Below are 1,547 nucleotides of genomic sequence, written 5' to 3'. Positions count from 1 at the left end.
CTGGATCTAAGCCGTGGTCGAGTAGAAGTCTAGTAAGATCTCCGCTTCTCGTAGCTTCGTGGAGTAGATCTCTGTGTTGAAGTCGCACAGCGGCGGCCCAGCGGGTGAGTAGGTACCTGGCGACTTCATGACACCGATAAACAACGGCGAAGCGTAACACGTTGCTGGCGTCAACAGGCGTTAGGGGGAGGAGCACGTTGACTACCTCAAAGTTCTGTGACGCGGCGGCCGTCACCGTAGGCGTCTTTCCCTCTTGGTCTCTTGCGTTTGGATCTGCTCCGTGTTTTAGTAGAAGTTCGACGCACTTCACACATCCCGCCCGCGCCGCGTAATGCAACGGCGTCTTCCCGTAGAAGTCTCTTGCGTTTGGATCCGCCCCGTGTTTAAGGAGGAGTTGCACCAGCGCCTCCCAGCCCGCCGCGAGATGTAGCGGCGTTCTTTCGAGTGTGTCTCTGCTGTTGATGTCGGCGCCGGCTTTTGTCAACGCCTCCGCCACTTCTACACATCCGGCTTCTGCGGCGTAGTGCAGAGGCGTCCTCCCGTTTATGTCTCTGGCGTTTAGATCCGCGCCGTGTTTAATCAACGCGTTAGCTAGCTCGGCGTTGCACCTCTCCGCGACTATGTGTAGAGGGGTCCGCCCCCTCCTGTCTGCAACAGACGGAGAGGCCCCCCTCTCCAGCAGATACGCCGCAATTTTGTAACAGCCCTGCCAAACGGCGTAGTACAGCGGAGTCTTTCCGTAGACATCTCTAGAATCTGGACTACAGCCGTCCACCAGCCCAGCCGCCTTGTCTAAATCACAACTCCGAGCCGCCTCCACAAGCTCCAGACACTCCACATCCACAAATTAAAAAATAAAAATTAAGCCTGGCCCTCTTTAGACCTCAGCAACCTCGCCAAAAACAAAGACTGGCTAGGCAACAGACAACTCGCCGCAATGGCCGCCTTCAACTACAGAACGCCTGGACCGATATTTACGTCGGAGAACTTGCTTAGGCATCTAGGCGGGGATTATCATTTCGTAGTGGTTGGTAAGCGGAAGATAGGTGTTGATGAGAGGGGTCAGGTGCGTTTGTATTACCTAGGCTCGGAGGAGGGGGTTTTGAGGCTGTTTCCTAGATCTGTTTTAACTGTTGAGGAATCTGTAGGGGTGTATTCGGAGGGTGAGTATTTGTGGGAATTGGTGCGTGTTTACGATGCTCAGAAGGGAGAGCGTCTGCTGGTAGCTCGGATCGTGTCTGGGGGTAGAGCGGTTGTGTACGGCTATAACGACGCCTTGGTGGCCGGGGCTGTCGGCCGCGCGTGTAGTGGCGTGGTGTATCGCGGTGGGGACGTGGTTATCGGGGGCCGTGTCTTTAAGACGTATGTTATCGATTTCGACTCCTCCGTTGTTGACAGAATGGTCACCATGAGGGAGACCGGCGTTAAGTATTTAATGGCGTCTGTGGTCTCGGGTCTGTATGGGGTTGACCCCCGCATGTTGGGCATTGAGGTCGGTCTGCCGAGTGGCTTCAACGTAGTGAGGGCTGGTCAGTATGGGACTCTAC

General features: G+C 55.5%; 2 protein-coding genes. One reads left to right on the top strand and one right to left on the bottom strand.

Translation table 11 applies throughout. The features are described from left to right. On the bottom strand, positions 1-844 hold an 844-nt coding region (locus tag ACP5J3_RS14450; protein ID WP_428496320.1), incomplete at its 3' end, for an ankyrin repeat domain-containing protein. Positions 845-937: 93 nt separating this feature from the next. Here ACP5J3_RS14450 and ACP5J3_RS14445 point away from each other — a divergent pair. Further along, the coding region (locus tag ACP5J3_RS14445; protein WP_428496319.1) for a hypothetical protein at positions 938-1,547 on the top strand (610 nt) is incomplete at its 3' end.

The organism is Pyrobaculum sp., assembly GCF_049971835.1.
Taxonomy (GTDB): domain Archaea; phylum Thermoproteota; class Thermoprotei; order Thermoproteales; family Thermoproteaceae; genus Pyrobaculum.
This window is presented reverse-complemented; position numbering and strand designations above follow the sequence as displayed.